Source organism: Novosphingobium anseongense (assembly GCF_037482895.1).
Lineage (GTDB): Bacteria > Pseudomonadota > Alphaproteobacteria > Sphingomonadales > Sphingomonadaceae > Novosphingobium > Novosphingobium anseongense.
Genome location: NZ_JBBHJZ010000003.1, coordinates 570,235 through 595,417, shown reverse-complemented (window position 1 = coordinate 595,417; position 25,183 = coordinate 570,235). Strand labels below are relative to the sequence as shown.

Below are 25,183 nucleotides of genomic sequence, written 5' to 3'. Positions count from 1 at the left end.
CGGGCCGAAGCCCGGTGCAGGACTTACGCCTCGGCGAAGTCCTCTTCCTCGCTGTAGACCGGACCCGAATCCTGGCCCTTGGCCGAGGTGTCGCGGTCGACCAGTTCGATCACCGCGATCGGGGCGGCGTCCGACTGGCGGAAGCCGGCCTTGATGATGCGGGTGTAGCCACCGTCGCGACCGGCGTAGCGCGTCGCCAGCGTGTCGAACAGCTTCACCAGCTGCGCGTCGTCGAGCAGACGGGCGTGGGCCAGACGGCGGTTCGACAGGCCGCCGCGCTTGCCGAGCGTGATCAGCTTCTCGACGTAGGGACGCAGTTCGCGCGCCTTCGAGGTCGTGGTGGTGATCTGCTCGTGCTTGATCAGTGCGGCTGCCATGTTGCGTAGCAGAGCGGCGCGGTGCGACGAGGTGCGCTGAAGCTTACGATGACCGTGTTTGTGACGCATGTTCTATACTCCGTTCGTTAGGGGCCCGTGTGAGGTAGCCCAGACCAGGCAGCGCTTGGGGCCGCCGCCGTCACCCTTCAGGTTCCCACCCCGACCGTCGCCGGGGTGAGACCTTGCGGCCTTAGCCGAGCAGTTCCTGCTCGAGCTTCTTGGCCATTTCTTCGATGTTCTCGGGCGGCCAGCCAGGGATGTCCATGCCGAGGCGCAGACCCATCGAGCTCAGGACTTCCTTGATCTCGTTGAGCGACTTGCGGCCGAAGTTCGGCGTGCGGAGCATCTCGGCCTCGGTCTTCTGGACCAGGTCGCCGATGTAGATGATGTTGTCGTTCTTGAGGCAGTTGGCCGAACGCACCGACAGCTCGAGCTCGTCGACCTTCTTGAGAAGGTAACGGTTGAGCTGGTTGGTATCGCCCTCGTCCGCAGCGGCGGCGCCGCCGGCAGCGATGCCGATCATCGGCGAAGCGCCGATCGGAGCCACGTCCTCGAAGTGGACGAACAGCGCGAGCTGGTCCTGCAGGATGCGCGCGGCATAGGCCACGGCGTCCTCGGGCGTCACCGTACCGTCGGTCTCGACGGTGAGGTTCAGCTTATCGAAGTCCAGCTCCTGCCCGATACGCGCGTTGTCGACCTTGTACGACACCTGACGGACCGGCGAGTAGAGCGAGTCGATCGGGATCAGGCCGATCGGCGCGTCGACCGGGCGGTTGCCCACGGCGGGGACGTAACCCTTACCCACGTCGGCGGTCAGCTCCATGTTGAGCGTCGCACCCTCGTCGAGGTGGCAGATCACGAGGTCCTTGTTCATGACCTCGATGTCGCCGGTCACGGCGATGTCACCGGCGGTGACTTCGGCCGGGCCGGTGGCCGAAAGCTGAAGACGCTTCGGACCTTCGCCCTGCATCTTGAGGGCGATCTGCTTCACGTTGAGGACGATGTCGGTCACGTCCTCGCGCACGCCGGCGAGGCTCGAGAACTCGTGCAGAACGTTCTCGATCTTGATCGAGGTGATCGCCGCACCCTGCAGCGACGAGAGCAACACGCGGCGCAGCGCGTTACCGAGCGTCAGACCGAAGCCGCGCTCGAGAGGCTCCGCGACGAAGGTCGCGCGGCGCTTGGGGTCGTTGCCCGCCTTCACTTCGAGGTTGTTGGGCTTCTTCAGTTCCTGCCAGTTCTTGATGTTGACAGTCATGGGTGTCCCCTAATGAATTTTGGCCCTAGGGCTTGTTCTTGCGGCTGCGGCCGCGGGCCCATTGCGGGCCGCGGCCGATCCGAAAAGTGGCGGAGACGAGCTCCGCCAAAAGACTCGATCAGACGCGGCGACGCTTGGACGGCCGGACCCCGTTGTGCGGGATCGGCGTCACGTCGCGGATCGAGGTGATGGTGAAGCCCACCGCCTGCAGAGCGCGCAGCGCGCTTTCACGGCCCGAACCCGGGCCCTTAACTTCGACCTCGAGGGTGCGGACGCCGTGTTCGGCGGCCTTCTTGCCGGCGTCGTCCGCGGCCACCTGAGCGGCATACGGGGTCGACTTGCGGCTGCCCTTGAAGCCCATCATGCCGGCCGAGGACCAGCTGATCGCATTGCCCTGGGCGTCGGTGATGGTGACCATCGTGTTGTTGAAGCTCGCATTCACGTGCGCGATGCCGCTCGTGATGTTCTTGCGCTCGCGGCGCTTAATGCGCTGAGGTTCGCGTGCCATGATCGGTTATCCTGTCGTGTCTCGGAAGGAAAAGAGGTTCGCTTCGATCCGCTCGTACTGAGCTTCTCGAAGTGAGCTTACTTCTTCTTGCCGGCGATGGGCTTGGCCTTGCCCTTGCGGGTGCGGGCGTTCGTGTGCGTGCGCTGGCCGCGGACCGGGAGGCCCTTGCGGTGACGCAGGCCGCGATAGCAGGCCAGGTCCATCAGACGCTTGATGTTCATCGCGGTTTCGCGGCGAAGGTCACCCTCGACCGTGTGCTCGGCGTCGATCGCTTCGCGGATGTGGAGGACTTCCTGATCGCTCAGGTCCTGCACGCGGCGGGCATGATCGATGCCCAGCTTGTCGACGATCTGGCGGGCCTTGAACGAGCCGATACCGTGAATGTAGGTCAGCGCGATGATCACGCGCTTGTTGGTGGGGATGTTCACCCCGGCAATACGAGCCACTTAATTCTCCTGCTCCACAGGGACAGCGGGTCCGCGATCCCTATCTCAACGCGTCATTCCACGGAAAACACAGGCAAAAGCCCGGTCGGCGTGCATCATGCAGTCGCCTGCCGGACTCAACCATTTCTGTCGAATGAAGGGCGCGCTTACGGCGATTCGCCGATACTGTCAACGCCGCGCGAGGAAAAACCCCAGCTCAACGCAGGGTTCCGGCGGCATCGCGCTTGGTGCATTCGCCATACAGGATCGGCCCCGCGAGGTCAAAGCGAGATCACCGTCGCCCCGCCCCATCCGCAGCCTTGTCCACCATATTCGAGGACGGTCAGCGGCCCGCTTCCATCCCCGGCTGCGGCTTCGGCGCCTCGGTCGAAACCTTGCGACCGAGCTTGTCGGCCAGGCGCGAGAGCTGATCGCCGAGCACCTTGTCTACCGCGGGCACGATCTGCTCGGGCTTGTAGCGCATGTAGCCGCCGACGACATATTCCCAGGTCAGCCGGGTGCCGCCCTCGACGGGCTTGAGCGTGATCGTCAGCGCGCCCCTGAGCGCTTCGGACTGCAGGGGACCGAGCGCGCCGCTCATGCGCAGCGCCTTGCCCTTGTCGACGAAGACCACGCGCATGTGCTCGACGCCACCGCGCGGATTGAGCCAGCCCTTCTCGCCTTCACCGGGCAGCGCTTCGCAGAAGCAGCCACCGGCGCGCGCATCGAGCGAGAGGTTCTTGGCGTCGCCCGAGAAGCTGTGCTCGCCGTTCCACCATTCGGCAGGATCGACGAGGACCTTCCAGGCTTCTTCGGGGCTGGCCGTGACTTCCGCGACCTGGCGCGAGACGAAACCGGCATCGGTCCTGGCAACGACCTCCGCCTGGGCGGGGACGGCAAGGGTCAGCGAGAGCAGCGCAAGAACCAGACCACGCATCTTCCCGTCTCCCCCTGCCCGGCCGCTAGCCGAGGATCTTCTCGATCGCTCCGGTGACATCGTCCATCGGCGCCATGCCGTCCACCCGCGAGACGATGCCGCGCGCTTCGTAGATCGGCAGGATCGGCGCGGTCTTGGCGCGATACTCGGCCATGCGCGTGCGCACGGTGTCCTCGTTGTCGTCGGGCCGGCGCTTGAACTCGTGACCACCGCACTTGTCGCAGGTGTTCTCGACCTTGGGCTGCTCGAACGTGTCGTGATAGCCCTTGCCGCAGCTCGCGCAGGTGTAGCGACCGGTGATGCGCTCGACGAGCGCGTCCTCGTTGACGTCGAGTTCGATCACGCTGTCGAGCTTGCGACCGCGGCCGGCCAGGATGTCGTCGAGCGAGTGAGCCTGGGCGGCGGTGCGCGGATAGCCGTCGAAGATCACGCCGGTCTCGGCCGGCAGGCCCGCGAGCTTCTCGTCGATCATGGCCGAGACGATCTCGTCCGAGACGAGCGCGCCCGAATCCATGACTTCGGCAACCTGGCGGCCCAGCGGGGTGTCGGCCTTGCGCGTCTCGCGCAGCATGTCGCCGGTGGAGAGCTGGACCATGCCGCGGCTTTCGACCAGGCGCTGCGCCTGCGTGCCCTTGCCCGCCCCCGGCGGTCCCAGCAGGATGATATTCACGTCATCGCCCCTTTTATCTTTTCAATCCGCACGCGCCCCGATCAGCGCATGCGTCCCTTGAGTTTGGCCTTCTTGATCAGGTCGCCGTACTGGTGCGCCAGCAGGTGCGACTGGATCTGGGTGATCGTGTCGACCGTGACGTTGACCACGATCAGCAGGCTCGTGCCGCCGGCGACGAGGAAGTGCACCCCCGTCTGCGCGATAACCCATTCGGGCAGCACGCAGACCAGGGTCAGGTAGCCGGCACCGATCACGGTGATGCGCGTCAGCACGTAGTCGAGATACTTCTCGGTGTTCTTGCCCGGACGGATGCCGGGGATGAAACCGCCGTTCTTCTTGAGGTTCTCCGACGTTTCCTCGGGATTGAAGACCACGGCGGTGTAGAAGAAGCTGAAGAAGATGATGCCTGCGGCGTAGAGCACCATGTAGATGGGCTGGCCGTGCTGCAGGTACTGGTTCACGCGCTGGACGATCGAACCGAAGGTGGTGTCGGGCGACAGCGAGGAACCGGCGAACTGGCTGATCGTCAGCGGCAGCAGCAGCAGCGAGCTGGCGAAGATCGGCGGAATGACGCCGGCGGTGTTGAGCTTGAGCGGCAGGTGACTGCGATCGGCCTGCATCATGCCGCGCTGGGTCGCGCGCTTGGGATACTGGATCAGCAGGCGGCGCTGGGCACGCTCCATGAAGCAGATCAGCAAGACCATGGCCACGAGCAGCAACAGCATGCCGGCGATGAGGAAGCCGTTGACCGAACCGGTGCGGCCACCTTCGAACATGTTGACGATCGCCGTCGGCATCTGCGCGACGATACCGGCCATGATGATCAGCGAGGTGCCGTTGCCGATGCCGCGCGAGGTGATCTGCTCACCGATCCACAGCAGGAACATCGTGCCGCCAACGAGCGAAATCAGGCCGGCGACGTAGAACAGCGTGCCCGGATTGACCGCGAAGCCCTGGACTTCGGCGTTCTTGAGAATCGCGAAGCCCTGGATCACCGCGAGCAGCACGGCGCCGTAGCGCGAATACTGGTTGAGCTTCTTGCGCCCCGAATCGCCTTCCTTCTTGAGCGCGGCGAGCGAGGGATGCAGCGAGGCTGCAAGCTGCACCACGATCGAAGCGGTGATGTAGGGCATCACGCCGAGACTGATCAGGCTGTAGTTCGACAGCGCGCCGCCCGAGAACATGTTGAAGAAGTCGAGGATGCCGCCAGCGCTGCGATCCAGGAACTGCTTCAGCGCCACGGGGTTGATACCCGGCAGCGGCACGAACGTGAGGAAACGGAAGACGATCAGCGCGCCGACCGTGAACCAGATGCGCTTCTTGAGCTCGGTGGCTTTCGAGAAGTTGGCGAGGTTCAGGTTGCTCGCGATGTTGTCGGCGCGTGATGCCATTTAGGGATTAGCCTTGCTTTGGGCGCCGGAGCCGAGTCTCGAAGCTTCGAGTCTCGGCAGGGCCGGTCATCCTCAGTCCATATGGGAAAGGCCCATATAGGGCGCGGGCGGGGATGCAAGAACCCCGCCCGGCTTTGTCCTGATAATTTAGGCCTTGGCGGCCTTCGGAGCGGCCTTGGCAGCCTTGTTGGCTTCGCGGCGCGCCGTCTTCTTCTCGTGCTCGCTCGGGCCGGCCTCGGGCACGGTCACCGAACCGCCGAGCTTCTCGACCGCCTCGCGCGCGCCCTTCGACACGCCGTCGACCTTGAAGCTGACCTTGGCGGTGAACTCGCCCTTGCCCAGCAGGCGGACGCCGTCCTTGCCGCCACGGGCAAGACCGGCCGCCTTCAGAGCGGCGTGATCGATGTCGGCCTTGGCGTCGAGCTTGCCGGCGTCGATCGCCTTCTGGATCAGGCCCAGGTTCACCTCGGCATAGTCCTTGGCGAAGATGTTGTTGAAGCCACGCTTCGGGATGCGCATGTGGAGCGGCATCTGGCCACCCTCGAACCCGTTGATGCTGACGCCCGAGCGTGCCTTGGCACCCTTCTGGCCGCGGCCGGCAGTCTTGCCCTTGCCCGAGCCGATACCACGGCCGACACGCATGCGGCTCTTGCGGGCACCGGCATTGTCACGGAGATCGTTGAGTTTGAAAGTCATGGGTCTGCACTCGCTTTCGCTTTGGTCGCGCTTGGTTGGAAAGGCGGCCCCTTAGGCGAAGCGGGGCGTCCTGTCACCCCTTTTCGGCAAGCCCGACATCCACGCCCTTTCCAGGCCCGGCCGACTGAGGCAAGACGGGGCACCAGGGGGAACCGTCGACAATGCCCAGTCCATCGATCTGGCCCGATCGATTCTCGCCGCTCGTGCGCTTCGCAATCCTCTTGCTGGTCGCGCTGGTCCTGCGCTGCGACACCTTCGGCGATCCCAATCTCCACGGCGACGAGGTGTTCTATCACACCGTCGGCATCGCCATGCATCATGGCGCCCTGCCCTATGTCGACCTGTGGGATCGCAAGCCTTTCGGGCTTTTCGCGATCTACTACCTGATCACCGCGATCTCGACCGCACCACTGGCCTATCAGCTCGTGGCGACGCTGTTCGCGGCTGCCACCGCCTCCACCATCGACAGCATCGCCACCCGCCTTCGTCCCGAGGCCGGGCGGGAAGTCGGGGGGCTTCTGGCCGGAATCTGCTACCTGTTGTGGCTCGCCCCTCTGCAAGGCTTCGGCGGCCAGAGCCCGGTGTTCTACAACCTGTTCATCGCCCTGGCCGCGCTGCTCGTGCTGCGCGCCATGCCCGCACTTCGCGAAGGCCGCGCACCGGCGGTCGCAGCGCTGGCGATGCTGCTTGCCGGGCTCGGAATCGCGATCAAGACGACGGCGCTGTTCGAAGGCGCCTTCCTCGGCCTGGTCTGCGGCTGGACTCTCTGGCGCTCGTCCGCCCCGCGCGGGCGCGTGGTCTGTGCCGTGCTGCTGTGGATGGCGCTCGGCGCGGTCCCCACTCTGCTGATCGCGGGCGGCTATGCGGCAAGCGGGCACTGGCCCGAATTCTGGCACGCGATGGTCGTCTCGAACCTCGCCAAGACACCGCACGCGCTGACCTCGCTCATCCGCCTCGGCATCATGGCCGTGATGCTCCTGCCGTTCCTGGCCATCGCGAGCTTCGGCTTGCGGCTGACCGCACCGGAACCACGACGCTTCGTGCTGCTCTGGCTCATCGCGGCTTTCGCGGGGCTCTGCGCCGTGCCCAATTTCTACCTGCACTACGGCATGCCGCTGCTCGTGCCGCTCTGCATCGCCGCCGCGCCCTTCCTGGCGCTGCGCGGGCGGCTGTGGATGGTGGTGATCGCCGCGCTGTCCTTCGTCCTCGCACCGCCTTTCGACTTCGCACATACGCGCCAGTCGCGCGCCGCGATCGCCGAGCTCGTCGCGACCGTGCGGGCCCACGTCGGCCGCGGGCCACTGCTCAGCTACGACGGCCCGCCGCAAATCTATCGCCTGACCGGGCAGCCGCTGATCACGCCGCTGGTGTTCCCCACCCACCTGAGTCACCTGATCGAGAAGAACGTCAGCCAGTTCTCGACCCTGGATGAAACGCGGCGCCTGCTGGCGCTGCGGCCGGGCGCGGTGGTCATGGCCGAACCGATCCGCAACGCGCCGGTCAACGAAGAAACGCACCGCCTGGTGCTCGACTACGTCGGACGGCACTGCCGGCTGATCAAAGCCGTGCGAGTGCCTGAGCGGCTGGGCACGGACGCCATCGTCGTCTGGGGCGATTGTCGAGGCTGACGCGCCTCAGGCGCTGCGCAGGTCGTCGCGGCGCGGGCAGAAGCACTCGGCAAAAAGCGCCGCGGGCACGGGCTTGCCGAAGGCATAGCCCTGCCCCTTCTCGCAGCCGTGCGCGCTCAGGAACTCGGCGTCAGCGCGATTCTCGATGCCCTCGGCCACGACCGTGAGGCCAAGCTGGTGCGCCATGTTGATCAATCCGACGACGATGACCTGGTCCTTGGGCGAGGTCTGCATGAGCTGGGTGAAACCCTTGTCGATCTTGATCTGAGTCACCGGGAAGTTGCGCAGCAGATTGAGCGATGCGAAACCCGTGCCGAAATCGTCGAACGAGAGCACGACGCCGAGCGCGCGCAACTGCTCGAGCTGGCCGAGCAGCGTGTCCTGCTGATCGAGGATGATGTTCTCGGTGATCTCGAGTTCGAGCGCCTCGGGCGGCAGTCCGTGCGCGGCAAGCGCAGAAGCGACCTTGCCGGGCAGATCGCCCTCGCGGAACTGCGCCGCGGACAGATTCACGCTCATGCGGAAGTTCGGTTGCGACTTGCGCCAGAGCGCTGCCTGGGCACAGGCGGTCTCGATCACCCATTGCCCGACGGGCGCGGCCAGCACGCCGGCCTCGAGCGCGGGCAGGAACGCGGCGGGCGGCAACAGGCCGCGCACCGGATGGCGCCAGCGGATCAGCGCCTCGGCGCCAGTCACCGTGCCGTCCGCGAGCCGCACCTGCGGCTGGTAGAACAGGACGAATTCCTTGCGCTCCCAGGCCCGGTGGAGTTCGGCATCGTACATGCGCCTGGCGACGGCCTCGGCCCGCAGGCTGGGCATGTAGAGCACGGTCGCGCCGCGGCCGGTGCTGTGGGCGTGGAACAATGCGAGCTCGGCACTGCCCATCAGGGCCTCGGCGGTCTGGCCGTGCTCGGGCGCGATCGCCATGCCCGAACTGCCGACGAGGCGGACCTCGTGCCCATCGACCAGGATCGGACGCGCCGCCGCGGCATTGATCGTGCGCGCTATCGCGCCGATGGTCCCCGGGTCGCAATCGGCCAGCAGGGTCGCGAACTCGGCATCGCCGACCCGCGCCAGAACCGCGCTGGCGGGCAAGGCGGCGCGAATCTGCTCGGCGGCCAGCGCCAGCACGCGGTCGCCGGCGCCATGGCCGAGCGTGTTGTTGATGTCGGTCAGCCCGTCGAGATCGGTGAAGATCACCGCCGCCGTGCCACCCTCGACAAGGGTTTCCTCCATCCGGCGATGGAGCAGATTCCGGTTCGGCAGGTCGGTCAGCGCGTCGTAGTTGGCGAGGTGGTAGAGCGCGTCGTGCTCGCGCCGCTTCTCGGTCATGTCCTCGACGATCACGCCGAAATGCATGTCGTCGCCTTCGTACCAACGCGACCAGTGGAGTTCGCCCGGAAACTGCGAGCCGTCGCGGCGCAGCCCGATCATCGGCGTGCCCACGTTGAGCGGCAGACCGCCGCTGCGAACGCGGGCAATGGCCGAATGGGCGAGCGCGCGGTCGCCGGAATCTATCAGAACGTCGATGGACTGCCCGACCATTTCGTCGAGGCTGCGATCGAACATCAGGCAGGCGGCGGTGTTGCAGGTGCTGATCAGCCCGCTTTCGTCGAAACAGAGGATCGCCTTGGGCGAAGTCGCCGCGCTCGCCTCGAAACGGTTCGGGCTCATCTCGGCCAGCGCTCCGATGCGGCGCAGTTCGAGCTTGTCGGAGACCAGCCCCGCAAGTTCGCGCAGCTGCGTACGATCGCGCTGCGAAAAGCCGGCACGCGGCTTGTCGTCTAGCACGCAGAGCGCGCCGAGCGCATGGCCCGAGGGCGACCGCAGCGCGACACCGGCGTAGAAGCGGATCATGCCGGCGGCGACGATCGGATTGTCGTGGAAGCGCGGATCGAGCGTGGCGTCCTCGACCACCATGACCTCGTCCTGATTGATCGCATGGGCGCAGAACGAGACGTCCCGGCGCAGGTCGCATTCGCCGATGCCGTGATTGGCGGCGAGGAACACGTGGTCGTCACCGATCATGTTGACCGCCGCAGCCGGGCAGTCGAACAGGCGCGCGGCGAGGTCGACGATGGGATCGAGGCTGGGCAAGCCCGCCTGCGGATCCAGGCCGTATTCGGCCAGGGCACGAAGCCTCTCGGCTTCGTTTTCCGCTCTATCAGGACACCGCACGATCGCCTCGCATGTCGGTGTTTTTGACAAAACTTGCCTAACAAAATCCTGAAATCGCCCTTTCGGAGAGAACGTAAGACAAACAAAAAGCCCCGACTTTCGTCGGAGCTTCCTGTTGTTTCGCTATGTCGGCGAAGCGATCAGTCGACCACGGCCACCATGTGCGGCAGCTTAGCGATCGCGCCACGAACCTCAGCGGTGTCCTCGAGCTCGACGACACGATTCATCTTGCCGAGGCCGAGGCCGATGAGGATCTTCTTCTGGCTTTCCGGCCGACGGATCGGCGAACCGATCTGCTTGATCTTGATCTTGGCCATCGCGCTTACTCCGTAATCGCTTCGGCGGCGGCTTCAGCCTCCACCGTGGTGGCACCACCGCGACCGAGCAGGTCGGCGACCTTCTTGCCGCGACGCTGCGCGACCGACTTCGGCGAGGTCTGCTCGACCAGAGCGTCGAAGGTGGCGCGGATCATGTTGTAGGGGTTCGAAGTGCCGACCGACTTGGTCACCACGTCGGCAACGCCCAGGCTCTCGAAGACGGCGCGCATCGGGCCACCGGCGATGATGCCCGTACCGGCCGGAGCCGAGCGCAGGTTGACCTTGCCGGCGCCGAAACGGCCCTTGCCGTCATGGTGCAGGGTGCGGCCTTCCTTGAGCGGAACGCGAACCATCTTCTTCTTGGCCGAAGCCGTCGCCTTGGTGATGGCTTCCGGCACTTCGCGCGCCTTGCCATGACCGAAGCCGACACGGCCCTTGCCGTCGCCCACGACGACCAGCGCTGCAAAGCCGAAGCGCTTGCCGCCCTTGACCGTCTTCGAGACGCGGTTGATGTGAACCAGCTTCTCGATCAGCTCTTCGCCGCCCTCGTCGTCGCCGCCACGGCCGCCACGACGATCGTCGCGACCACCACGGCCACGGTTGCCGTCACGGCCACCGCCGCCACGATCGTTGCCGCCACGGCCACGACCGCCGCCCGGACCACGGTTGCCGCCGGGGCCACCAGGACCACGACCGCCCGAAGGCGCGCTGCCCGCGCTGGTTTCGCGCGTTTCGCCAGCGTTGTCGGCACCCTGCGGGTTTTCCGCAGCGATCGGCGTGTCGACGGCCGGCGCTTCGTTGTTGTTTTCGTCTGCCATCATCAGAACTCCAGCCCGCCTTCACGCGCGGCGTCGGCCAGCGCCTTGACGCGGCCATGGAACAGGAAGCCGCCGCGATCGAACACGACGGTGGTCACGCCAGCCTTCTTGGCGGCCTCGGCGAGCTCCTTGCCCACCTTGGCAGCCGCCTCGGTCGTGGCGCCGGGACCCTTGCTGCCCTTGGTCAGCGTCGAGGCAGCGGCGACCGTACGGCCCTCGGCGTCGTCGATGATCTGGGCATAGATGTGCCGGCCCGAGCGATGCACGGACAGACGGGGACGCCCACCGGCGCGAGCCTTCAGGGCGGTGCGGACACGCCGCTTGCGGCGATCGAAAAGCGAAAGCTTGGCCATTACTTCTTCTTCCCTTCCTTGCGGAAGATGAACTCGCCGCGGTACTTGATACCCTTGCCCTTGTAAGGCTCGGGCTTGCGCCAGCGACGGATCTCGGCCGCAACCTGCCCGACCTTCTGCTTGTCGATGCCGATGATCTCGACCGTGGTGTTATCCGGGGTCTTGATCTCGATCCCCTCGGGGATCGCGAAGTCGACGTCGTGGCTGTAGCCGAGCTGCAGCTTCAGGTTCTTGCCCTGCGAATTGGCACGATAGCCGACACCGGTGATCAGCAGGGTCTTCGAGTAACCGTCGGTGACGCCCGTCACCAGGTTGCTGACCAGAGTACGCTGCATGCCCCAGAAGGCACGTGCCTGCTTGGTGTCGTTGGCCGGCTTGACCAGGATCTTGCCGTCTTCGACCGAATAGCTGATCTCGTCGCGCAGAGCGAGCGTGAGAGTGCCCTTGGGGCCCTTCACGGTGAGGACGCCGTTGGCGATGTCCGCGGTTACACCCGCGGGCACCGTGACCGGCACTTTACCAATGCGGCTCATCAGAACACCTCCGCGAGCACTTCGCCGCCGACGTTCTGGGCGCGTGCTTCGGCATCCGAAAGCACGCCCTTGGGCGTCGAGACGATGGTGATGCCAAGACCGTTGCGGATCACCGGAAGTTCCTTGGAACCCGAGTAGACGCGGCGGCCCGGCTTGGAGACGCGAGCGACGTGCTTGATCGCCGGCTCGCCTTCGAAATACTTGAGCTCGATGCGCAGCTGCGGGTGGGCGCCGGTGGCGTCCTCGCTGTAGCCGCGGATGTAGCCCTCACGCTGGAGGACCTCGAGCACGTTCGCACGCAGCTTCGACGCCGGCGAAAGGACTGCGTCCTTCTTCGCCCGCTGGCCGTTGCGGATGCGGGTGAGCATATCACCCAGGGGATCGGTCAGTGCCATCGCTATTCCTTACCAGCTCGACTTCGTCAGGCCGGGGATAAGGCCCTTGTTGCCCTTGTCCCGCAGCTCGATACGGCAAAGGCCGAACTTGCGATAATAGCCGCGCGGGCGGCCGGTGGTGGCGCAGCGGTTGCGCACCCGGGTCGGATTGCCGTTCCGCGGGATCTCGGCCAGCTTCAGGCGGGCAATGAGGCGCTCGGTTTCGTCGAGCGATTCATCGTTGGCCTGGGCCTTGAGCGCAGCGTACTTCGCGGCATACTTCTGAACGAGCTTCTTGCGCTTCTCGTTCTTGTTCACGGAACTCAGTTTCGCCATGGACTTAAGCTCTCTTCTTCAAATCTGGATCACGCGGCCTGCTGCTGTTCAGCAGCATCCTGCGGGAACGGGAAACCGAACAGGCGAAGCAGCTCGCGCGCTTCCTCGTCGGTCTTCGCGGTGGTGGTGACGATGATGTCCATGCCACGCACCTTCTCGATCTGGTCGTAGCTGATCTCGGGGAAGATGATCTGTTCCTTGAGACCCATCGCGTAGTTGCCGCGACCGTCAAAGCTCTTCGGGTTCAGGCCACGGAAGTCGCGGATGCGGGGCATCGCGACCGTGATCAGACGGTCGAGGAACTCGTACATGCGCTCCCGACGCAAGGTGACCTTGCAGCCGATCGCCATGCCTTCGCGCAGCTTGAACTGGGCGATCGACTTCTTGGCCTTGGTGACCACGGCCTTCTGGCCGGCGATCTTTTCCATTTCCTCGACGGCAGTCGTGACCTTCTTGCGGTCCTGCGTGCCCTCGCCCACGCCCATGTTGAGCGTGATCTTCTCGATCTTGGGGATCTCCATGGCGTTCTTGTAACCGAACTTCTCGGTCATAGCCTTGGCGATCTGCTCATCGTACTTGGTACGAAGGCGCGGCGTGTACTTATCAGCCATCGATCGTCTCCCCGGACTTCACGGCCACACGGACCTTCTTGCCGTCCTTGGTTTCGAAACGGACGCGGGTCGCCTTGCCATCCTTGGGATCGGCCAGGCTCACCTTCGAAATGTGCATCGGCGCCTCACGACGGTCGATGCCGCCGTTGGGGTCACCCTGCGTGGGCTTCTTGTGACGCGTCGCGACGTTGATGCCCGAAACGAGCACCTTTTCGTCCTTCGGCAGCACCTGAAGGACGGTACCGGTACGGCCCTTGTCCTTGCCCGAGCGGACGACGACGGAGTCGCCCTTCTTGATCTTAGCGGCGGCCATTACAGCACCTCCGGCGCGAGCGAGATGATCTTCATGAAGCCACGGCCGCGCAGTTCGCGCACCACGGGGCCGAAGATACGGGTGCCGATGGGCTCCTCGTTCTTGTTGATCAGCACGGCAGCGTTGCTGTCGAAGCGGATCACCGAACCGTCGGCACGGCGTACGTCCTTGCGGGTACGCACGATAACCGCACGGTGAACGTCGCCCTTCTTCACGCGTGCGCGCGGCTGGGCTTCCTTGATCGACACCACGATGATGTCGCCGACGCCGGCAAAACGACGCTTAGACCCGCCCAGCACCTTGATGCACTGGACGCGCTTTGCGCCGCTGTTGTCCGCGACGTCGAGATTGGACTGCATCTGGATCATTGATCCGGTTCCTTCTCAACTGGCTTACCGAGACATGCCCGGCAGTTCCGAAATAGTCTGACTTAGACGTCCGCTTCGATCGCGGTGCCCTTGCCGGCCTGGACGCGGTCGATGACCTTCCACGTCTTCAGCTTCGACAGCGGCCGAGTTTCCTCGATGCGCACGGTCTCGCCGGCCTTGTAGGCATTGTCTTCGTCGTGGGCGTGATACTTCTTCGAACGGCGGATGATCTTCCCGTAGAGCGGGTGCTTCACCTTACGCTCGACCTTCACGACCACGGTCTTGTCGGTCTTATCGGAAACAACGGTCCCGACGAGGATACGCTTGGGCATCGTTGGCTCCTTACGCCTTGGGCGACTGAGTACGCTCAGTCTGCAGCGTCTTGATACGGGCGATATCGCGGCGCACTTCCTTGATGCGCGCCGGACGCTCCAGCTGGTTCGTCGCGGCCTGGAAGCGCAGGTTGAACGCCTCGCGCTTCAGATCGCCGAGGTCAGCCGAAAGCTGGTCGTCGGTCTTGGCGCGGAAGTCACCGACCTTGTTCGAGTTCTTAGCGGCGGCCATCATTCGCCTCCCAGGTGCGAGGTGTCGCCGAGACGGGCGACGACCTTGGTCTTGATCGGCAGCTTCATCGCCGCGCGGCTGAAGGCCTCGGCGGCCAGCGGGCCGGCAACGCCGTCGAGCTCGAACAGGATGCGACCCGGCTTCACGCGGGCTGCCCAGTATTCGATCGAACCCTTGCCCTTGCCCTGGCGGACTTCGGCGGGCTTCTTCGTCACCGGCACGTCCGGGAAGATGCGGATCCAGAGACGACCCTGGCGCTTGATGTGACGCGTGATCGCACGACGAGCCGCTTCGATCTGGCGCGCGGTGATCCGCTCGGGCTCCAGGGCCTTGAGGCCGTAGGAACCGAAGTTCAGATCGGTGCCGCCCTTGGCGTCGCCCTTGATCCGGCCCTTGAAGGCCTTGCGGAACTTGGTTTTCTTAGGTTGCAGCATGGCTTAGTTCCTGCGGTCTTCGCGCGCCGGGCGCACGCCGGAGGTCTGAGCCTCCATCATCAGCCGTTCCTGCGCCAACGGATCGTGGCCCAGGATCTCACCCTTGAAGATCCAGCACTTGATGCCGATGATGCCATAGGCGGTCAGCGCCTCGGCTTCGGCATAGTCGATGTGCGCGCGCAGCGTGTGGAGCGGCACGCGACCTTCGCGATACCATTCGACGCGAGCGATCTCGGCGCCGCCGAGACGGCCACCGCAGGTGATCTTGATGCCTTCGGCACCGAGACGCAGAGCCGACTGCACGGCACGCTTCATCGCACGGCGGAAGGCCACGCGGCGAACGAGCTGGTCGGCGATGCCCTGGGCAACGAGCTTGGCATCGACTTCCGGCTTGCGGATCTCGACGATGTTCAGCTTCACTTCGCTGCTGGTCAGCTTGGCCAGCGCGGAGCGCAGCTTCTCGATGTCGGCGCCCTTCTTGCCGATGATGACGCCCGGACGAGCGGCATAGATCGACACGCGGCACAGCTTGGCGGGACGCTCGATCACGACCTTGGAGATCGCGGCCTGCGGCAGCGAGGTCATGATGAACTTGCGCATCTTGAGGTCTTCCTCAAGCATCGACGCATAGCTCTTGCCTTCGGCGTACCAGCGGCTGTCCCAGGTCCGGTTGATCTGCAGACGCAGGCCGATCGGGTTGCTCTTATGACCCATGGATCAGGCCTCCTCGACTTCGCGGACCACGATGCGCAGCCGGCTGAACGGCTTCAGGATGCGCGTGGACTTGCCACGGCCGCGCGTGTGGAAACGCTTCATGGTGATCGACTTGCCCACGCTGGCTTCGGCGACCACGAGGGCGTCGACGTCCAGGTTGTGGTTGTTCTCGGCATTGGCGATCGCCGATGCGAGAACCTTCTTCGCGTCAACCGCCATGGCCTTCTTCGAGAAGGACAGGATGTTGAGTGCGTCCTCGGCCTTGCGGCCACGGATCAGCGCAGCGACCAGGTTCAGCTTCTGGGCCGAACCGCGGATCTGCGTGCCGACCGACAGGGCTTCCTTGTCGCCGACGCGACGGGGAGCTTTTTCCTTGCCCATTAGCGCTTGCCCTTCTTGTCGGCGGCGTGACCGGGGAACGTGCGCGTGGGCGCGAATTCACCGAGCTTGTGGCCGACCATGTCTTCGTTGACCGAGACCGGGATGAACTTGTGACCGTTGTAGACGGTGAACGTCAGACCAACGAACTGCGGCAGGATCGTCGAGCGGCGCGACCAGGTTTTGATCGGACCAGCGCGGCTGCCGGCATCCTGCGCGGCTTCCGCCTTCTTGAGCAGGTGCAGGTCGACGAAGGGGCCTTTCCAGACGGAACGTGCCATGGCGGTTACCTCTTCTTCTTCGCGTGACGCGAACGGATAATCATCTTGTCCGTCTGCTTGTTGTTGCGGGTGCGCGCACCCTTGGTCGGCTTGCCCCAAGGCGTGACCGGGTGACGGCCGCCCGAGGTCCGGCCTTCACCACCGCCGTGCGGGTGGTCGACCGGGTTCTTGGCGACGCCGCGGGTCAGCGGGCGGATGCCCTTCCAGCGATTGCGACCGGCCTTGGCGAGGTTCTGGTTCGAGTTGTCGGGGTTCGAGACCGCGCCAACCGTTCCCATGCAATCGCCGCGCAGGTAGCGCTGCTCACCCGAGTTCAGACGGACGATGACCATGCCGCGGTCACGACCGACGAGCTGGACATAGGTGCCTGCCGAACGGGCGATCTGCCCGCCCTTGCCCGGCTTCATCTCCACGTTGTGGATGATGGTGCCGACCGGGATCTGCGACAGAAGCATGGCATTGCCCGGCTTCACGTCGGTCTTCTCGCCGGCGACGATCGTGTCACCGACCGCGAGACGCTGCGGCGCGATGATGTAGGTCTGCTCGCCGTCCTCGTACTTGACGAGGGCGATGAAGGCCGTGCGGTTGGGATCGTATTCCAGACGCTCGACGGTGGCCGGCTGGTCCCACTTGCGACGCTTGAAGTCGATGAAGCGGTACTTCTGCTTGTGGCCGCCGGCGATGCCGCGCGAGGTCACGTGGCCCTTGTTGTTGCGGCCACCGGTCTTGCTCTGGCCTTCGGTCAGCGCCTTGAGGGGCTTGCCCTTCCAAAGCGACGACTTGTCGACGAGGATCAGACCGCGGCGCGCGGGGCTGGTCGGGTTATAGTTCTTGAGTGCCATGATCCGCGCCTCAGATTCCGCTGGTGACGTCGATCGACTGGCCTGCAGCCAGCGTCACGACAGCCTTCTTGACGTCCGAACGGCGATAGGGCTTGCCCTTCCACCGCTTGGTCTTGCCCTTCTGGGTCAGCGTGTTCACGCTCACCACCTTGACATCGAACAGCGCCTCGACGGCAGCCTTGATCTCGGGCTTGGTGGCCTTGTCGGCAACCTTGAAGACCACGGCGTTGTGTTCGCTGAGCAGCGTCGACTTCTCGGTGATGTGGGGAGCCACGATCACGTCGTAGTGACGCGTGTCGATTGCGTCCTTAGCCATTGAAACGCGCCTCCAGCTTTTCGACCGCGGCGCGCGTCAGCACCAGCGTATCATGCTTCAGGATGTCGTAGACGTTGGCGCCCACGGCCGGGAGCACGTTCACGCCGATGAGGTTGCCGGCAGCGCGGGCGAAGCCTGCGTCAACCTGCTCGCCATCGATGATCAGGACCTTCTTGCCGAAGCCCGCCTTGGCGAGCTGCAGCGAAAGTGCCTTGGTCTTGGCGTCCTTGAGCTCGAGCGTGTCGACCACGATCAGACCCGACTGAGCCTTGGCCGAAAGCGCCATCTTGAGACCGAGCGCGCGGATCTTCTTGTTCAGCGAGATGTCGAACTCGCGGCGACGGGCGCCGTGAGCCTTACCACCGCCGATGAAGACCGGAGCGGCACGATCGCCGTGACGGGCGGTACCGCCACCCTTCTGGCGACCGAACTTCTTGCCCGTGCGGGCAACGTCCGAACGCTCGCGGGTCGCGCGGGCGATGCCACGACGATTTTCGAGCTGCCAGGTGACGACGCGGTGCAGGATGTCGGCGCGCGGTTCGAGACCGAACACGGCATCCGAAAGCTCGATGTCGCCCTTGCCGGCCGAACCATCGATGTTGGAAAGCTTGACCTTCACGACTTAGCCCTCCTGGCCTTCGGCCGTTTCGACAGCGACGGTCTCTTCGGCCGGCGTGTCGGCGGGAGCCGAATCATTGCTGTTGGCGGCGCTCTTCAGGCCGGCGGGATAGGGAGCCTCGGCGTGGCGTGCGACCTTCACCGAGTCGACCACGGTCAGCCAGGTGTTCTTCGAACCGGGGACCGAGCCCTTGACGAAGATCAGGCCGCGCTCGTCATCGACGCGCACGATCTCGAGGTTCTGCTGGGTACGCTCGCGATCACCCATGTGACCGGCCATCTTCTTGTTCTTGAAGACGCGACCCGGATCCTGGCGGTTACCCGTCGAACCGTGAGCACGGTGGCTGATCGAGACGCCGTGGGTGGCGCGCATACCGCCGAAGCCCCAGCGCTTCATCGCACCGGCAAAGCCCTTGCCCTGCGTGTGACCGGCGACATCGACCAGCTGACCCGGCACGAAGTGCGAGGCGGCGATCGTCGCGCCGACTTCGAGAACGGCGTCGTCTGCGACGCGGAACTCGACCAGACGCTGCTTGAGCGGCACCTGCGCCTTGGCGAAGTGCTCGCGCTGCGGCTTGGCGACGTTCTTCTGCTTGGCCTCGCCAGCACCGAGCTGGACGGCGACGTAACCGTCGCGCTCCGTGGTGCGGACCTGGACAACCTGGTTATCCTCCAGCGCCAAGACGGTTACCGGCACGTGCCGACCGTCCTCCTGGAAAAGGCGGGTCATCCCCACCTTCTTGGCGATCACGCCTGTGCGCATGATCCATTCTCCATACAGAGGCCTACGAGGACCATCCCCGCAGGCGTGTTCAGCCCTAGATGTGAAGCGAGCCCCGTCCGGGCTGAGTGCCATCCGCTGCCCTGGGGCTCTGGATGACGAGACGGGGGACGCTTGCCCGGCCAAGTGCCCCGAGGGGCGAGGCCGGAGGTATCCCTATGTCCCGGCAGACACATCCACTTGGGAGGTCCGCCTAACCGGCCGAAGCCGGAAGGAAGGTGGTCCGAAGACCGAAAACTTGTTCAGCACGCCTTAGGCGAGCTTGATCTCGACGTTCACGCCGGCAGCCAGGTCGAGCTTCATCAGCGCATCGACGGTGGCAGCGTTCGGCTGCACGATGTCGAGCAGCCGCTTGTAGGTACGAACCTCGAACTGCTCACGCGACTTCTTGTCGATGTGCGGACCGCGGTTGACGCAGAACTTCTCGATCTTGGTCGGCAGAGGAATGGGGCCCCGGATCAGCGCGCCGGTACGACGAGCGGTGTCCGCGATTTCGCCAGTCGCCTGGTCCAGCACGCGATGATCGAATGCCTTGAGGCGAATGCGGATATTCTGAGCTTCCATGTCCAACTACCGATGAGAAAGAGCCTTGGGCGCATGCGCCCGATCAATTGCGAAGCGCGCCCCTACTAAGCTTCGGGGATTCGCGCAAGGGCTTTTGCCTCAGAAAATCCGCGGATCTCGGGAGATTCGCGACCAGAGGCCGTCGGCGGCAGATGCAAGCCGCGAATCACCACCAGGATCGCCGCGAAACACTGCGGACAGGCCCCGCCAGAACGGGCAAAGGCCCGGCCTCCCCAAGGAAGACCGGGCCTTCAGAACCCATCAGATCGCGAAACTTACTTCGTGATCTTGGCAACGACGCCCGAACCGACGGTACGGCCGCCTTCGCGAATTGCGAAGCGGAGACCCTCGTCCATGGCGATCGGCGCGATCAGCTTGACCGACAGCGCGATGTTGTCGCCCGGCATGACCATCTCGGTGCCCTCGGGGAGGATGACCTCGCCGGTGACGTCCGTGGTGCGGAAGTAGAACTGCGGGCGGTAGTTGGCGAAGAACGGCGTGTGACGGCCACCTTCGTCCTTCGACAGCACGTAGACCTCAGCCGAGAACTCGGTGTGCGGCGTGACCGAACCGGGCTTGGCCAGAACCTGGCCACGCTCGACGTCGTCGCGCTTCAGACCGCGAACCAGCGCGCCGATGTTGTCGCCGGCTTCACCCTGATCGAGCAGCTTGCGGAACATTTCGACGCCGGTGACCGTGGTCTTCTGCGTGTCGCGGATGCCGATGACTTCGACTTCCTCGCCAACCTTGACGATGCCGGTCTCGACGCGACCGGTGACGACCGTACCACGACCCGAGATCGAGAACACGTCCTCGACGGGCATCAGGAACGGCTTGTCGGTCGGGCGCGGCGGCTGCGGGATCGCGGTGTCGACGGCGTTCATCAGGGCAATGATCGATTCCTTGCCGATGTTCTCGTCGCGGCCTTCGAGAGCGGCAAGAGCCGAACCCGGGATCACGGGGATGTTGTCGCCGTCGAAGCCGTACGAGCTGAGCAGCTCGCGGATTTCGAGCTCGACGAGCTCGAGGATCTCGGCGTCGTCGACCTGGTCGACCTTGTTCATGTAAACGACCAGAGCCGGCACGCCGACCTGGCGGGCGAGCAGGATGTGCTCGCGGGTCTGCGGCATCGGGCCGTCAGCAGCATTCACGACCAGGATCGCGCCGTCCATCTGGGCGGCACCGGTGATCATGTTCTTCACGTAGTCGGCGTGACCCGGGCAGTCGACGTGCGCGTAGTGACGGGCAGCGGTCTCGTACTCGACGTGAGCCGTCGAGATCGTGATGCCGCGCTCGCGCTCTTCCGGAGCCTTGTCGATGTTCGCGAAGTCAACGGCTTCACCGCCATTGATTTCAGCCATAACCTTGGTGATCGCTGCGGTCAGCGTGGTCTTGCCGTGGTCAACGTGACCGATGGTGCCGATGTTGCAGTGCGGCTTATTCCGCTCAAACTTTGCCTTGGCCATTGTTCCAACCTTCTTTTCGCTTGAATTGAATCTGCGGGACGGAGTCGGCACCCGCTGAAACAGGCGCCGCCCCTAATCTGATCTTGCCGCTTAGGCAAGCTTCTCCTTGACCTCGGCCGCGACGTTCGCCGGGACCTCGTCGTAGTGGGAGAAGAACATCGAGTAGTTCGCTCGGCCCTGGGTGAACGAGCGAAGCTGGTTCACGTAACCGAACATGTTTGCCAGCGGCACCATGGCCTCGACAACCTGGGCATTGCCGCGGCTGTCGGTGCCCTGGATCTGGCCACGACGGCTGTTCATGTCGCCGATGACGTCGCCGAGATATTCCTCGGGGGTGACGACTTCGACCTTCATGATCGGCTCGAGCAGCTTGATGCCGGCTTTCTGGGCGACTTCGCGCATGGCGCCACGGCCGGCGATTTCGAAGGCCAGAGCCGAAGAGTCGACGTCGTGGTAAGCACCGTCGTAAAGGACGACGTCGAAGTCGATGATCGGGAAGCCGACCAGCGAGCCCGAGGCTGCCGTCTCGCGGAAGCCCTTTTCGATCGCAGGGATATATTCCTTCGGAATGTTACCGCCCTTGATCTCGTCCTTGAAGGTAATGCCCGAACCGCGCTCGCCCGGCGTGACCTTGACCTTCACGCGGCCGAACTGGCCCGTGCCGCCCGACTGCTTCTTGTGGGTGTAGTCGACGTCCACCGGCTTGCCGAGGTATTCGCGGTAGGCCACCTGCGGCGCGCCGACGTTGGCCTCGACCTTGAACTCGCGACGCATGCGGTCGACGATGATGTCGAGGTGAAGCTCGCCCATGCCCTTGATGATCGTCTGGCCCGATTCGTGATCGGTCGAGACGCGGAACGAGGGATCCTCGGCCGAGAGACGGTTGAGCGCGACGCCCATCTTCTCCTGGTCGGCCTTGGTCTTGGGCTCCACCGACAGCTCGATGACCGGCTCGGGGAATTCCATGCGCTCGAGCACGATCGGCGCCTTTTCAGCGCAGAGCGTGTCGCCCGTCGTGGTTTCCTTCATGCCGGCGAGAGCAACGATGTCACCCGCGAAGGCTTCGTCGATGTCCTTACGGTCGTTGGCGTGCATCTCGAGGATACGGCCGACCTTTTCCTTCTTGTCCTTCACCGAGTTCAGGTAGCTGCCCTTGGTCAGCGTGCCCGAGTAGATGCGGATGAAGGTGAGCGAGCCGACGAACGGATCGTTCATGACCTTGAAAGCCAGGGCCGAGAACGGCGCGCCGTCTTCGGGCGGACGGCTGTCCTTCTCGTCGCTGTCCATCTTGACGCCCTGGACGTCTTCGATGTCGAGCGGCGAAGGCAGATAGTCGACGACGGCGTCGAGCAGGGGCTGAACGCCCTTGTTCTTGAACGCCGAGCCGCAGACGACGGGCACGAAAGCGTGGCCGAGCGTACCCTTGCGGATCAGCTTCTTGAGCGTCGCCACGTCGGGCTCGTTGCCTTCGAGATAGGCTTCCATCGCATCGTCGTCCTGCTCGACGGCGAGTTCGATCAGTTCGGCGCGATAGACAGCGGCTTCGTCGGCCAGGTCGGCCGGGATCTCTTCATAGAAGAAATCGGCGCCCAGGCTCTCATCCTTCCAGATGATCGCACGGTTGTGGACGAGGTCGACGAGGCCCTTCAGGTCGGCTTCGAGGCCGATCGGAATGTAGAGCACGGCGGGCTTGGCACCGAGGCGGTCGATGATCGACTGCACGCAATACTTGAAGTTCGCGCCGGTGCGGTCGAGCTTGTTGATGAAGCACATGCGCGGCACGCCGTACTTGTCGGCCTGGCGCCACACGGTTTCCGACTGCGGCTCAACGCCGGCAACGCCGTCGAAGCAAGCCACGGCACCGTCGAGCACGCGCAGCGAACGCTCGACTTCGATGGTGAAGTCGACGTGCCCGGGGGTGTCGATGATGTTGATGCGATACTCGTCGCCCTGGCCGCTGTCGGCCTTCCAGAAACAGGTCGTCGCGGCCGACGTGATCGTGATGCCGCGCTCCTGCTCCTGCTCCATCCAGTCCATGGTCGCGGCGCCGTCGTGCACTTCGCCGATCTTGTAGGACTTGCCGGTGTAGTACAGGATACGCTCGGTGGTCGTCGTCTTACCGGCGTCGATGTGCGCCATGATACCGATATTGCGGTATTTCTCGAGCGGATGGCCGCGTGCCATGATGAGTTCCTCGGAGATGTGGGGGAGCCGTTGTGCGGCTCCGCCCATATGGTGATTAACGTTGCAGTTTGAAGACTGCCCCCGCCGATATTACCAGCGGTAGTGGCTGAACGCGCGGTTGGCGTCGGCCATGCGGTGGGTGTCTTCGCGCTTCTTCACCGCGTTGCCGCGGTTGTTGGCGGCGTCGAGCAGCTCGGCCGAAAGACGCGCCGACATCGTCGTTTCCGAACGGTTGCGCGCAGCCGTGATGAGCCAGCGGATGGCAAGAGCCTGAGCACGCTCGGGGCGAACCTCGACCGGAACCTGATAGGTGGCACCACCGACACGGCGCGAACGCACTTCGATCTGCGGCTTCACGTTCTCGAGCGCGTTGTGGAACAGGCCGACCGGATCGGCCTTGGCGCGCGTTTCCATGGTCTCGAGCGCACCGTAGACGATGCTTTCCGCGACCGACTTCTTACCGTCGAGCATGAGGTTGTTCATGAACTTCGACAGGATCTGATCCCCGAACTTGGGATCCGGCAGGATTTCCCGCTTCTCGGGACGACGACGACGTGACATCGCTTGAATTCCTTAAATCTCGGGGCGCCATGCAAATGGCCAGCCCGTTAAACCAACGTGAGGCAGCGGCGGCGCGGGGCGCCGCGCGCCATCACTTCGGACGCTTGGCGCCGTACTTCGAGCGCGACTGCTTGCGATCCTTGACGCCCTGCGTATCGAGCACGCCGCGCAGGACGTGGTAGCGAACGCCGGGAAGATCGCGAACACGGCCGCCGCGGATCAGCACAACCGAGTGCTCCTGCAGGTTGTGGCCTTCGCCCGGAATGTACGAGATGACTTCGCGGCTGTTGGTCAGACGGATCTTGGCCACCTTGCGAAGTGCCGAGTTCGGCTTCTTCGGGGTCGTCGTGTAGACGCGGGTGCAGACGCCGCGCTTCTGCGGGTTCTGCTCCATCGCAGGGACCTTCGACTTGGCCTTCTGCGGAACGCGACCCTTGCGGATCAGCTGGTTGATAGTGGGCATGAAGTGCTCTTCACCTGTGTTGCCCGAACGACGGAATTGCCGTCCGGAAATGACGTTTCGATAGCCGATGGAAGGTGAGGCATCACGAATGCGCGGCACGCCCCCTGGGAGCATTGCCTGCATCGTGAGCCGAAACCCTCCACCCGGTCGAACCGCCGGGTTACTTTGACGACTGACACGAGGTCATCCCTCGCGCGCACCGCCAATGTTCAGCTCTATAGTCCTGGGCAGAAGGATATCCTGCTCCGGAAGCCGGCGCCCTTAAGAGGATTCGGCCGGCGGGTCAAGCGATGCCGCGTTCAGCCCGGTAGGCCGCGATCAGGCTTTCATAGTCTTCCATGCCGGGAAAACGATCGAAGCTGCGGACCGCGCCGGTTTCGGCCCATGGCAGCTTCTCGGCAACCTGCGTTTCGGCCCAAGGCACGAACCAGGTCGCATCGTCGAGCATCGTCGCGCGCACGTTCACGAAGCCCACCGCACCTCGCGGCTTGGTGAACACCCAGGACTTGCACCAATCGCAGTGATGGTGGTCGGCCTCGTCACCGTGCAGACCGCCGACGACGGTATCACCCGCGATCACCGCAAAGCCCGCCTCGGGCATGATCACGGTGGTCGAGAAGGCGCTTGCCGTCATCCGCTGACAGCCGCGGCAGTGGCAGACGGTTTCCATCCACGGCGCTGCGGTCAGGCGAAAGCGCACCCGGCCGCAGCGGCACCCGCCTTCGATCGGGACTTCGGGCAGATCGGCCATCACTTGAGCGCGCGGGCACCGGCCTCGCCGACGGACTCGATGTCGCGACCCACGCCCTTGACCGTGTTGCACGCGCCGAGCGGGGCGAGCAGACCGCCCAGCAGCGCAGCGATCAGTAGCTTACGAGCAGTGTTCATGCGTCTTCCCGCCATATCCTTCGGACCCGCTCGCGTTC

36 protein-coding genes are annotated in these 25,183 nt (G+C 64.5%); 1 reads left to right on the top strand and 35 read right to left on the bottom strand.

The genetic code is table 11. From position 1 onward, the window contains the following. Positions 1 to 23: 23 nt before the first annotated feature. The 8 genes from rplQ to rplO all read right to left on the bottom strand — a co-directional run bounded on the left by rplQ (position 24) and on the right by rplO (position 6,262). Complete coding sequence (rplQ, locus tag WG901_RS16850; protein WP_339588251.1) at positions 24 to 446, bottom strand: 50S ribosomal protein L17; 423 nt, start codon at positions 444 to 446, stop codon at positions 24 to 26. Positions 447 to 567: 121 nt separating this feature from the next. Further along, positions 568 to 1,635: a DNA-directed RNA polymerase subunit alpha gene (locus WG901_RS16845; protein WP_339588250.1), complete on the bottom strand. Its 1,068-nt coding sequence runs from the start codon at positions 1,633 to 1,635 to the stop codon at positions 568 to 570. A gap of 118 nt (positions 1,636 to 1,753) precedes the next feature. After that, on the bottom strand, positions 1,754 to 2,143 hold the full coding sequence (gene rpsK, locus WG901_RS16840; RefSeq protein WP_007011846.1) for a 30S ribosomal protein S11: 390 nt from the start codon (positions 2,141 to 2,143) through the stop codon (positions 1,754 to 1,756). A gap of 77 nt (positions 2,144 to 2,220) precedes the next feature. Beyond that, on the bottom strand, positions 2,221 to 2,589 hold the full coding sequence (gene rpsM / locus WG901_RS16835; RefSeq protein WP_264445395.1) for a 30S ribosomal protein S13: 369 nt from the start codon (positions 2,587 to 2,589) through the stop codon (positions 2,221 to 2,223). 322 nt (positions 2,590 to 2,911) lie between these two features. Further along, complete coding sequence (locus WG901_RS16830; RefSeq protein WP_339588249.1) at positions 2,912 to 3,505, bottom strand: SRPBCC family protein; 594 nt, start codon at positions 3,503 to 3,505, stop codon at positions 2,912 to 2,914. A 25-nt stretch (positions 3,506 to 3,530) separates the two neighbouring features. Next, on the bottom strand, positions 3,531 to 4,175 hold the full coding sequence (locus tag WG901_RS16825) for an adenylate kinase (RefSeq protein ID WP_339588248.1): 645 nt from the start codon (positions 4,173 to 4,175) through the stop codon (positions 3,531 to 3,533). A gap of 41 nt (positions 4,176 to 4,216) precedes the next feature. Then, complete coding sequence (secY, locus tag WG901_RS16820; RefSeq protein WP_339588247.1) at positions 4,217 to 5,566, bottom strand: preprotein translocase subunit SecY; 1,350 nt, start codon at positions 5,564 to 5,566, stop codon at positions 4,217 to 4,219. Between the two features lie 147 nt (positions 5,567 to 5,713). Continuing rightward, on the bottom strand, positions 5,714 to 6,262 hold the full coding sequence (gene rplO, locus WG901_RS16815) for a 50S ribosomal protein L15 (protein WP_339588246.1): 549 nt from the start codon (positions 6,260 to 6,262) through the stop codon (positions 5,714 to 5,716). Between the two features lie 161 nt (positions 6,263 to 6,423). Between rplO and WG901_RS16810 the strand changes: the two genes are divergently transcribed. Continuing rightward, entirely contained in the window at positions 6,424 to 7,890 is a 1,467-nt protein-coding gene (locus WG901_RS16810) for a hypothetical protein (protein WP_339588245.1), read from the top strand. 6 nt (positions 7,891 to 7,896) lie between these two features. Here WG901_RS16810 and WG901_RS16805 read toward each other — a convergent pair whose 3' ends face one another. The 27 genes from WG901_RS16805 to WG901_RS16675 form a co-directional block, all read right to left on the bottom strand. After that, the gene (locus WG901_RS16805) at positions 7,897 to 10,068 is read right to left on the bottom strand and encodes a putative bifunctional diguanylate cyclase/phosphodiesterase (RefSeq protein ID WP_339588244.1); all 2,172 of its coding nucleotides are present in this window, start codon (positions 10,066 to 10,068) and stop codon (positions 7,897 to 7,899) included. A 140-nt stretch (positions 10,069 to 10,208) separates the two neighbouring features. After that, complete coding sequence (gene rpmD, locus WG901_RS16800; protein WP_339588243.1) at positions 10,209 to 10,385, bottom strand: 50S ribosomal protein L30; 177 nt, start codon at positions 10,383 to 10,385, stop codon at positions 10,209 to 10,211. A 5-nt stretch (positions 10,386 to 10,390) separates the two neighbouring features. Then, entirely contained in the window at positions 10,391 to 11,203 is an 813-nt protein-coding gene (rpsE, locus tag WG901_RS16795; RefSeq protein ID WP_339588242.1) for a 30S ribosomal protein S5, read from the bottom strand. Between the two features lie 2 nt (positions 11,204 to 11,205). Continuing rightward, positions 11,206 to 11,556, bottom strand: a complete 351-nt coding sequence (rplR, locus tag WG901_RS16790; RefSeq protein ID WP_339588241.1) for a 50S ribosomal protein L18 — start codon at positions 11,554 to 11,556, stop codon at positions 11,206 to 11,208. Continuing rightward, positions 11,556 to 12,089 (bottom strand): 50S ribosomal protein L6, encoded by a 534-nt coding sequence (gene rplF, locus WG901_RS16785; protein ID WP_339588240.1) that lies wholly within the window; start codon positions 12,087 to 12,089, stop codon positions 11,556 to 11,558. Before rplF ends, rplR begins: the two co-directional genes overlap by 1 nt. After that, a complete protein-coding gene (rpsH, locus tag WG901_RS16780) occupies positions 12,089 to 12,484 on the bottom strand; it encodes a 30S ribosomal protein S8 (protein ID WP_339588239.1) in 396 nt (131 codons plus the stop codon). The genes rplF and rpsH overlap by 1 nt, the downstream gene beginning before the upstream one ends. Before the next feature lie 9 nt (positions 12,485 to 12,493). Further along, positions 12,494 to 12,799 (bottom strand): 30S ribosomal protein S14, encoded by a 306-nt coding sequence (gene rpsN / locus WG901_RS16775; RefSeq protein ID WP_339588238.1) that lies wholly within the window; start codon positions 12,797 to 12,799, stop codon positions 12,494 to 12,496. A 29-nt stretch (positions 12,800 to 12,828) separates the two neighbouring features. After that, positions 12,829 to 13,410: a 50S ribosomal protein L5 gene (gene rplE, locus WG901_RS16770; protein WP_339588237.1), complete on the bottom strand. Its 582-nt coding sequence runs from the start codon at positions 13,408 to 13,410 to the stop codon at positions 12,829 to 12,831. After that, positions 13,403 to 13,723, bottom strand: a complete 321-nt coding sequence (gene rplX, locus WG901_RS16765; RefSeq protein ID WP_339588236.1) for a 50S ribosomal protein L24 — start codon at positions 13,721 to 13,723, stop codon at positions 13,403 to 13,405. The genes rplE and rplX overlap by 8 nt, the downstream gene beginning before the upstream one ends. After that, positions 13,723 to 14,091 (bottom strand): 50S ribosomal protein L14, encoded by a 369-nt coding sequence (rplN, locus tag WG901_RS16760; protein ID WP_217406959.1) that lies wholly within the window; start codon positions 14,089 to 14,091, stop codon positions 13,723 to 13,725. The genes rplX and rplN overlap by 1 nt, the downstream gene beginning before the upstream one ends. 62 nt (positions 14,092 to 14,153) lie before the next feature. Next, complete coding sequence (gene rpsQ / locus WG901_RS16755; protein WP_339588235.1) at positions 14,154 to 14,423, bottom strand: 30S ribosomal protein S17; 270 nt, start codon at positions 14,421 to 14,423, stop codon at positions 14,154 to 14,156. A 10-nt stretch (positions 14,424 to 14,433) separates the two neighbouring features. Continuing rightward, positions 14,434 to 14,655: a 50S ribosomal protein L29 gene (gene rpmC / locus WG901_RS16750; RefSeq protein WP_339588234.1), complete on the bottom strand. Its 222-nt coding sequence runs from the start codon at positions 14,653 to 14,655 to the stop codon at positions 14,434 to 14,436. Then, the gene (gene rplP, locus WG901_RS16745) at positions 14,655 to 15,089 is read right to left on the bottom strand and encodes a 50S ribosomal protein L16 (RefSeq protein WP_339588233.1); all 435 of its coding nucleotides are present in this window, start codon (positions 15,087 to 15,089) and stop codon (positions 14,655 to 14,657) included. Before rplP ends, rpmC begins: the two co-directional genes overlap by 1 nt. Before the next feature lie 3 nt (positions 15,090 to 15,092). After that, positions 15,093 to 15,803, bottom strand: a complete 711-nt coding sequence (gene rpsC / locus WG901_RS16740) for a 30S ribosomal protein S3 (RefSeq protein WP_339588232.1) — start codon at positions 15,801 to 15,803, stop codon at positions 15,093 to 15,095. Between the two features lie 3 nt (positions 15,804 to 15,806). Next, a complete protein-coding gene (gene rplV / locus WG901_RS16735) occupies positions 15,807 to 16,184 on the bottom strand; it encodes a 50S ribosomal protein L22 (RefSeq protein ID WP_264445378.1) in 378 nt (125 codons plus the stop codon). Beyond that, positions 16,184 to 16,462, bottom strand: a complete 279-nt coding sequence (rpsS, locus tag WG901_RS16730; RefSeq protein WP_339588231.1) for a 30S ribosomal protein S19 — start codon at positions 16,460 to 16,462, stop codon at positions 16,184 to 16,186. The genes rplV and rpsS overlap by 1 nt, the downstream gene beginning before the upstream one ends. 5 nt (positions 16,463 to 16,467) lie before the next feature. Continuing rightward, a complete protein-coding gene (gene rplB / locus WG901_RS16725; protein ID WP_339588230.1) occupies positions 16,468 to 17,304 on the bottom strand; it encodes a 50S ribosomal protein L2 in 837 nt (278 codons plus the stop codon). 10 nt (positions 17,305 to 17,314) lie between these two features. Further along, on the bottom strand, positions 17,315 to 17,620 hold the full coding sequence (locus WG901_RS16720) for a 50S ribosomal protein L23 (protein ID WP_339588229.1): 306 nt from the start codon (positions 17,618 to 17,620) through the stop codon (positions 17,315 to 17,317). Beyond that, positions 17,613 to 18,239: a 50S ribosomal protein L4 gene (rplD, locus tag WG901_RS16715; protein WP_339588228.1), complete on the bottom strand. Its 627-nt coding sequence runs from the start codon at positions 18,237 to 18,239 to the stop codon at positions 17,613 to 17,615. Before rplD ends, WG901_RS16720 begins: the two co-directional genes overlap by 8 nt. 3 nt (positions 18,240 to 18,242) lie before the next feature. Continuing rightward, complete coding sequence (gene rplC / locus WG901_RS16710; RefSeq protein WP_339588227.1) at positions 18,243 to 19,001, bottom strand: 50S ribosomal protein L3; 759 nt, start codon at positions 18,999 to 19,001, stop codon at positions 18,243 to 18,245. 270 nt (positions 19,002 to 19,271) lie between these two features. Beyond that, the gene (rpsJ, locus tag WG901_RS16705) at positions 19,272 to 19,583 is read right to left on the bottom strand and encodes a 30S ribosomal protein S10 (RefSeq protein WP_091146544.1); all 312 of its coding nucleotides are present in this window, start codon (positions 19,581 to 19,583) and stop codon (positions 19,272 to 19,274) included. Between the two features lie 275 nt (positions 19,584 to 19,858). Further along, positions 19,859 to 21,049: an elongation factor Tu gene (tuf, locus tag WG901_RS16700; RefSeq protein ID WP_339588226.1), complete on the bottom strand. Its 1,191-nt coding sequence runs from the start codon at positions 21,047 to 21,049 to the stop codon at positions 19,859 to 19,861. Between the two features lie 90 nt (positions 21,050 to 21,139). Next, a complete protein-coding gene (gene fusA, locus WG901_RS16695; RefSeq protein WP_339588225.1) occupies positions 21,140 to 23,233 on the bottom strand; it encodes an elongation factor G in 2,094 nt (697 codons plus the stop codon). A 90-nt stretch (positions 23,234 to 23,323) separates the two neighbouring features. Next, positions 23,324 to 23,794: a 30S ribosomal protein S7 gene (gene rpsG / locus WG901_RS16690; protein ID WP_339588224.1), complete on the bottom strand. Its 471-nt coding sequence runs from the start codon at positions 23,792 to 23,794 to the stop codon at positions 23,324 to 23,326. A gap of 91 nt (positions 23,795 to 23,885) precedes the next feature. Then, complete coding sequence (gene rpsL / locus WG901_RS16685) at positions 23,886 to 24,257, bottom strand: 30S ribosomal protein S12 (protein ID WP_022675067.1); 372 nt, start codon at positions 24,255 to 24,257, stop codon at positions 23,886 to 23,888. A 283-nt stretch (positions 24,258 to 24,540) separates the two neighbouring features. Next, positions 24,541 to 25,008: a GFA family protein gene (locus WG901_RS16680; protein WP_339588223.1), complete on the bottom strand. Its 468-nt coding sequence runs from the start codon at positions 25,006 to 25,008 to the stop codon at positions 24,541 to 24,543. Continuing rightward, on the bottom strand, positions 25,008 to 25,145 hold the full coding sequence (locus WG901_RS16675; protein ID WP_339588222.1) for an entericidin A/B family lipoprotein: 138 nt from the start codon (positions 25,143 to 25,145) through the stop codon (positions 25,008 to 25,010). Before WG901_RS16675 ends, WG901_RS16680 begins: the two co-directional genes overlap by 1 nt. Positions 25,146 to 25,183: the final 38 nt, after the last annotated feature.